The sequence below is a fragment of the Streptomyces sp. NPDC051662 genome (genome assembly GCF_040681655.1).
GTDB lineage: Bacteria > Actinomycetota > Actinomycetes > Streptomycetales > Streptomycetaceae > Streptomyces.
This window is the reverse complement of the sequence record NZ_JBFAZD010000041.1, coordinates 63732-70039: the sequence shown is the minus strand read 5'-3', so window position 1 is coordinate 70039 and position 6308 is coordinate 63732. Positions and strand designations below refer to the sequence as shown.

At 67.6% G+C, this 6308-nt stretch carries 7 protein-coding genes and 1 pseudogene; 3 read left to right on the top strand and 5 right to left on the bottom strand.

What is annotated here, in order from left to right:
• The first annotated feature begins 215 nt into the window (after nucleotides 1–215).
• The 3 genes and pseudogenes from AB0M67_RS38620 (at nucleotide 216) to AB0M67_RS38610 (ending at nucleotide 1139) form a co-directional block, all read left to right on the top strand.
• Nucleotides 216–833, top strand: coding sequence for a TOPRIM nucleotidyl transferase/hydrolase domain-containing protein (locus AB0M67_RS38620; protein ID WP_365752524.1), 618 nt, complete (start codon nucleotides 216–218; stop codon nucleotides 831–833).
• 7 nt (nucleotides 834–840) lie between these two features.
• Nucleotides 841–1047 (top strand): annotated as a pseudogene (locus tag AB0M67_RS38615) (MbtH family NRPS accessory protein); the annotation flags it as partial.
• Nucleotides 990–1139: a hypothetical protein gene (locus AB0M67_RS38610; RefSeq protein WP_365752529.1), complete on the top strand. Its 150-nt coding sequence runs from the start codon at nucleotides 990–992 to the stop codon at nucleotides 1137–1139. The pseudogene AB0M67_RS38615 and the gene AB0M67_RS38610, both read left to right, overlap by 58 nt.
• Nucleotides 1140–1451: 312 nt before the next feature.
• Here the strand turns inward: AB0M67_RS38610 and AB0M67_RS38605 are convergent, their stop codons facing one another.
• The 5 genes from AB0M67_RS38605 to AB0M67_RS38585 form a co-directional block, all read right to left on the bottom strand.
• Nucleotides 1452–1775: a hypothetical protein gene (locus AB0M67_RS38605; protein WP_365752520.1), complete on the bottom strand. Its 324-nt coding sequence runs from the start codon at nucleotides 1773–1775 to the stop codon at nucleotides 1452–1454.
• Nucleotides 1772–2986, bottom strand: a complete 1215-nt coding sequence (locus AB0M67_RS38600; RefSeq protein WP_365752518.1) for a Shedu anti-phage system protein SduA domain-containing protein — start codon at nucleotides 2984–2986, stop codon at nucleotides 1772–1774. The genes AB0M67_RS38605 and AB0M67_RS38600 overlap by 4 nt, the downstream gene beginning before the upstream one ends.
• 262 nt (nucleotides 2987–3248) lie before the next feature.
• Nucleotides 3249–3569, bottom strand: coding sequence for a hypothetical protein (locus AB0M67_RS38595; protein ID WP_365752516.1), 321 nt, complete (start codon nucleotides 3567–3569; stop codon nucleotides 3249–3251).
• On the bottom strand, nucleotides 3569–4186 hold the full coding sequence (locus tag AB0M67_RS38590) for a hypothetical protein (RefSeq protein WP_365752514.1): 618 nt from the start codon (nucleotides 4184–4186) through the stop codon (nucleotides 3569–3571). Before AB0M67_RS38590 ends, AB0M67_RS38595 begins: the two co-directional genes overlap by 1 nt.
• Before the next feature lie 292 nt (nucleotides 4187–4478).
• Nucleotides 4479–6080 carry a hypothetical protein gene (locus tag AB0M67_RS38585; protein WP_365752511.1) on the bottom strand — a complete coding sequence of 534 codons (1602 nt, stop codon included), beginning with the start codon at nucleotides 6078–6080 and terminating at the stop codon, nucleotides 4479–4481.
• Nucleotides 6081–6308 lie beyond the last annotated feature (228 nt).

Below are 6308 nucleotides of genomic sequence, written 5' to 3'. Positions count from 1 at the left end.
CGATCTACACCAAGAAGGGCGACGACAAGGGAATCACCACCTGGTCCGACCTCTGCGGCAAGAAGATGGTCGTCCAGCGCGGCACCGTCTCGCACCGAACCCACGCTTGGGCCTGGCGTCCGGATCTGGTCACAGGCCGGCTCCCCTCCGGCAGCCGAAGCTGCACCTGCGGAAATTCCCTCGCGCTGTGGCCGGAACGGGCTGAGACTCGTCTCATGGCTGACATGGGGGCGTTCCGGGACGCGGTCACCGCATGGGCGGCGGGCGGCCCCGGCGGCCCCGCGCACGAGCTGGCCGCGCGGCTGCCCGTCCGGGTGGCCGTTCTGCTCGAAGGGCCGAGCGACGTCGCGGCGGTGAACGCGCTGGCCGAGAGCCGCGGCCGGAACCTGGCGGCCGAGGGGGTCTGCGTCCTGCCGATCGGCGGTGCGATGAGCATCGGGCGCTACGCCCGACTCCTCGGCTCACCCGGCCTGGACCTCCGCCTCACGGGACTGTGCGACGAGGCGGAGCGTCCCTTCTACGCGCGCGGCTTCGCACAGGTCAGCGCGGCACAGCAAGGCTTCTTCGTCTGCGCGGCAGATCTGGAGGACGAGCTCATCCGCACGCTGGGCGTGACGCGGCTGGAGGAGCTCATCCGGGCGGAAGGCGACCTACGCGCCCTGCAAACCTTCCTGCGCCAGCCCGCGCAGCAGGGCCGCGCCCCACAGCAGCAGTTCAGGCGCTTCCTCGGAACCAAGAAGGGGCGCAAGATCCACTACAGCCGCGTACTCGTCGAGGCCCTCGGCCCCGACCACGTCCCAGCCCCACTCGACGGCCTGCTCTCCAGCCTCTGACCGCTGGGTGACGTCAATCGCTTGGGGCGGGAGGACTCCGCGCGAGTATCGCAGTAGTCACAGCCTCTGGCCGGCAGAGAAAGAACTCCCGGAAGGGTGGAGCAAGGCGGGCAAGAGCGGCTCCAAGACGGAGTGCCTGAAGTACATCGAAGAGGTGTGGACGGATATGCGCCCGTTGAGCCTGCGCAAAAAGTTGGCGGCGGACGCCGAGCGGACAGCAAGACCGTGCCGTCCGAGCGGACCTACTGGACCGACGACAACGGCTACCTGGTCGGCAAGAACAAGGGCGGCCCCGGCCAGACGTGAACGATCGCTCCGTGGAAGCTCACTCCCAAGGCCCAGACCCGCCAGCCCTCCGCCATGCTCACGGGCCTGTTCGGACCCATCGGCGATTTCCTGCGCGTCTTGGGCGTCTGACTGTACGACCGCACCGGGGCCGCGAACGCGAGCGCCCAGGGGGGACTCGGCGTTCCTCGGCGCAACATTCGACGGTATCGGGCGCCGATGCGAAGGGCCACGATCCCCCAGTGGGGTGTGGGTGATTCTTTAAGCACGGCAAGGCAGGGCCGCGGCCAACGGCACCGTCGGCCGGTGTGCAGGGGTTATGTCGCTGGAGCGTCAGCCCCGCCCCGGGCGCAGGTGACGGGAGGCTGCCAGACAGGAGGACAGCCATGTCGCATCCGATCGGTTAATGATCAGTTCGTCGACAGTGATCATCCCGTCCAGGGCTCCGTCGACCCGTATCGAGTGATCACCGACACGGAACATTTCCCAGTCCGCGTCGCTGTGCCAGAGCCGGGCGGTCTTGTCACCCCGGCGCTGGGCGAAAACGAGTTCCTCGCCGTGCTCGTTCAAGAAGTAGCCGACATAGTCCTTGCCGGTGATGGCGCCACCGCAGAGCCGCGCCAGGAGCGACTCGATCGCAGGAGGGTTGTCATTCATTCCGTGGGTTCCTCAATCGAGCCGGGGTCCTGCTCTGCTGACGAGAGCGCCAGCATCCGCTCGGCCGACTCCAGCAGCGTTTCGTAGGTGATCACTTCTATGCGTGCCATGTGCGTGTTGTAGGTCCGCAGCGTCTCCGCGACTTCGTGGGGAGTGATGCCTTCACTCACATACCGCGGATGTCCGATGACGACGGTCGCCGAGGCCCTCCGAGTGTCGATGCCGTACCGCGTAAGGATGGTCTGGCGGCTCTCGTCCAAGGTTCGGAGATAGTTCTGCGCCTGGGAGACTGCGTGGTGTGCCGGGGAGCCCAGCATGAGGTGACCACTGGGCCGGATGATCAGCTTCTCGATGTTGGCGCGCTTGAGTTCCACCACGTGCAGGGATCCATCACCACGCAGCAGCGGAATGTCGAGAATGGTGTCCGCGGTGTACTGGCGGCGGGCAAGCTCGGCCACGTAGGCGCCGCCGAAGATCCACTCCTGGTTCTTCAGACAGGCATGGAGGGCGCCCTCGGAGCTGTCAGGGTGGTCCACCGCGGCGCGCAGGGAGGCGAGACCAGCCCGCCTGGCCCGCAATTCGAGCAGTTGAGCCAGCATTCCCGCGTCAGCCTCCGCCAAGACATCACTCATCATCCGGGCCGCCTCCGCGGAGGCTGGTCGGGGCAGGTTCCGCAGGACCAACTCCATGTGCCCGTACTCTTGAAGGCGCTTCAGGTACTTGGTGGGAAGCTGGATTCCACCCTCTCCGCTTCCGATGCCCAGGTGGTCGGTGGACCGGGCGATGCCGCGAAAGAGTGCGTGAGCGTCGGCGGCACTTGCGTCTGGGTTCTCGGCGCACAGGGTGTCCAGGACGGCCACTGCTCGCTCGACGCCCATGGAAACCATCCGCCGCATGTACTCTTCGCTTCGCTGCCTCGCCCCCTCGTCGTAGTAGTTCTCCAGGGTGTCGAGGAAGAGCTTGCCGCCAGCATAGCCGGCGAACCTTTGGAAGCGCTGGGCGAGCGCGAAGTCCTCATGCAGGAGGGACTCTTGCGCAACATCCTCCAAGGCATCCACCAGCGGTCGGCCCTTGCCATACGTCCCGCCGAAGCCACCCCCCACGATGCGCAGCACCGCGTCGATCCGCTCCCGCACGCTCGCATGCTCGGTGAGCTTTCGTGCCTCCTCGACCATGAGCCGGAGCGAGTAGCTGGATCGGAATTTCGCCATGCAGGTAACCCTAGAAGTGGGCACTGACAACCACGGCGCAGGGAATGCGAGGCAGCAGAGAGTTGGCGCCAAGGGCGTGTTGCGAAAGTAGCGCCGTCCGCCCGCAGGCCAGGCGGGACTTTCGCAACACGCCTTAGACGAGTAAGCCCGAAGTCCCGTTTGCCCGGGGGCGTCTGGCAGGCACGCTCGCGCGTACCACGACGTGCCGCTTCATGAACCCGGGCAGGGAGACCCGGCCGCCGACAGCCTTCTGCCGTTCATGTCAGCCCGTCAAGGCCCACCGGACAGTCGCCACCACACCCAGGATCAGCGGCGGCGCCAGCCACCACGGTCCCATGGCACGCCGCACCGAGGGCGCGACCGTGATCAGCAGGGCGAGGGCGCTTGCCGCGATGGTGAGCACGCACGACAGGACGATTCCGGCGCGCGCGTCGTCGTCCCAGCTGCCCGACGGCTGGATGGCCAGCGCTATGTAGCAGAACCAGGCCGCGATCAGATGAATGATCACGAGCGGGACGCCCAGGACCCACCGCGGGCAGCCCTGATCCTCGGTGGTCCGCGTGGCTTCAGGGCGGTCGAGCATCAGCGCAGTGCCTCCCTTGCGTTGTTGAGGTCGTTGTTGAAACCGCGGCCGTACGCCTGGGCGTCGCTTCCCTCCCAATACGGGCCGCCGTTGTACCTCGCGGCGAGTTCCTGGTACTGGGCGGGTGTCATCTCCTCCGGCGGCACGTTGGCGAATTCGCTCCCCGCTTTGAGCTGCGCCAGGTACTCGGATGCGATGAAGATGTTCTGTCCCGGGTCCTGGAGGGACTCCTCCACGACCGACTGTTGGTGCTCAGTGAGGTTGTCCGGATCGTAGCCGAGTACCTCGGCGCCCCGCCGTACCTGGATCGCGATGGGGCCGAAGGACGTTTCGTCCGGGGCGCCGCCGAGACGCCATGGCAGGTTCTCCGGCGAGATGGGGCTCAGCCCCCAGGGGGCGTCGGGCTGTTCACGGATGGTGTCGGTGATGTCATCCAGGAAGCCCGGCCGGCCGCCGATCTCCTGCCAGGCGATGCCCGCGACCATGTCTGCGGGCAGTCCCGAGTTCCTCGCCGCGGCCTGGATGATCTCCTTGTTCGCGTTGATCCACTCCCTCCGTTCCTGGCCCGAGGGCGGCGGGTCCCAGTAACCGTCCTTCGCGGTAGGCAGGTTGGCCACTTGCATGCAGATGTCACGGAGCGTCGGCGAGATAGGGCCGTCCCCGACCTGCGCGGTGTAGTCCTGCTTGAGACCGGCGCCAGGGAGATGAGTGAGAGGGTTACCCCTCGCCTCCTGGGCCTCACCCCGCATGGCAGCGATGGCCGAGAAAACGTCCACACGTTCGACGAAGCCCATCCGGGTTGTCGCGGGCTGGGCCCAGGTCCCGGTCGCTCCTACGGGGGCCGCGGGCCCGGGGGCGTCCGGTACGTGCCGGACGCCCCCGGGCAGACGGGACTTCGGGCTTACTCGTCTAGGTCACCGTCAAAGTCACCGGGCCGCCCGGCATCGGCGTGCCGTTCGGGAAGCCGAACGACGAGGACTTGGCCGCCTGGTCGGAGAGGCGCAAGCCGATGGTGTACGTCCCCGGGGCCACGTTGGAGGGGAGCGGGAAGGACAGGGTCAATGGGCCGCTGAAGGTCAGTGAGGTGCCGCCGAACGCGGCCTCCGTCCGCTGCCCCGAGGAGTCGATCAGGGAGATGTCGTAGCCGTTGACACCCGCGGTGGTGCCGGAGACGTTGACGGTGAGACGGATGTCCGTGGAGTGGTCCGTGGACGCGATGGTGGTGGGTGAGAGCGTGGCCCGGTCGATCTCGGGCAGCACCGTGACAGGTGCCGAAGTGATCGTCAGACCGGTCTCCGGTGCGCCGAACTCGGAGCCGTACAGCGCGACGTTCCCCGCGTTGTCCGTGATGATCACGCTGGTGATGGCGCAGGTGAAGGTCCGCTGCGGCACTTGGTAGTCCACCGAGACGGTCCCGTCCGCCGCGGTCGACGCCGTGGTGGAAGTCTGCCGACAGCCGTTGACGCTGTTGGTGTCGACGACCGCCGACGCGACCCCGCCCCGGTCGCCGTGCGGCCGGAAGCCGACCTTGATGTTCCGGGCGCCGTGCCAGGTGTCGACCGGGTTGGGCGTCGCCGTGAAGTCGTCCGCGGAGAGAATGTCATTGGAGGTGACGTGGACAGGCGCGGCTGAGAGGTTGTCGTAGGTGCTGGTGTTGCCCGCGTTGTCGGTGAGCTCGACCTTCGAGACGGTCCAGGTGCCCGATGCCGCGTGCGCGGGGAAGGTCACGTACACGGGGCAGGAACCGGCGTAGGTCTGGCCCCACTCGATGTAACCACAGCCCTGATAGCCCGCGTACCAGGTCCACTCGATGGCGAACGAGCCGGTCAGCTGCCGCCCGTCGGGGCCGGTCAGCGTCAGGGTGCCACCGGAGACACCGGCCTGGGCGTCGTGCACGTCGAGCTCGTAGGACATGCTCGATGAGTTCTCGCCGACGTAGACATACGGCTGCCGGCCGTTGCCCACCGCCAGGTCGTCGTACGTCGGACCCTGCTCGTCGGCGAGCGTCTTCGCCTTGAACGTGCTGTGGAACGCACCCAGCCTTTCGGGATCCCAATCCAGTGAGGTGCCCGCGGTGTTCCAGGCCTCCAGCCGGGTGACGGCCCAGGTGACCGACGTCCCGGCCGCGTACTGAGGCACAGCCAACGTCCACTCATAGGTGGCCTCTTGGGGGGTCGAACCGGGTACCAGCGTGATGTCCTGGCCGAACGAGCCCACCTCATAGGTCCCGACCAGCGGCACGCCCACATACGTGCCGGCCGTCGCGCCCTGGCGGCGCAGCTGGACCCGCGCGCTCATGCCCTCGCTCTCCGGGGTGGTGTCCGTCATCGTCCACCGGAGCGTGACGGTGGTGCCGTCGGACGTCGCGTCCACTGTGGACGGGGTGAAATCCATGGCGGTGACGGCCATGGTGCCCGCCTCCTGCGTCGCCGCGGTCCCCGTGACCGGCGTCAGGGCCAGCGCGAGCCCCAATCCAATCGCCGCCACCATCCGTCTCAGCCGTATGCGCACTGTGCCCCCTCATTCTGTTTTTGTCCCCCGTGCTCTCGGGGAAGCCGGACTTTAACAGCGCCGGTCGCCCAACCGCACCGGGAATTCGGTGATTTGTACAGCCGTGCCCGTGCCGTCAACGGGAGCCGCATTAGGTCGAGTTGGAAGAGAAGAGCCCCGGCGGGGCAGGCCGTGGAGTGCCTGTCCCGCCGGGGCGCGAGCCTGGAGCCGGGGGCGGGCGGGCCGGCG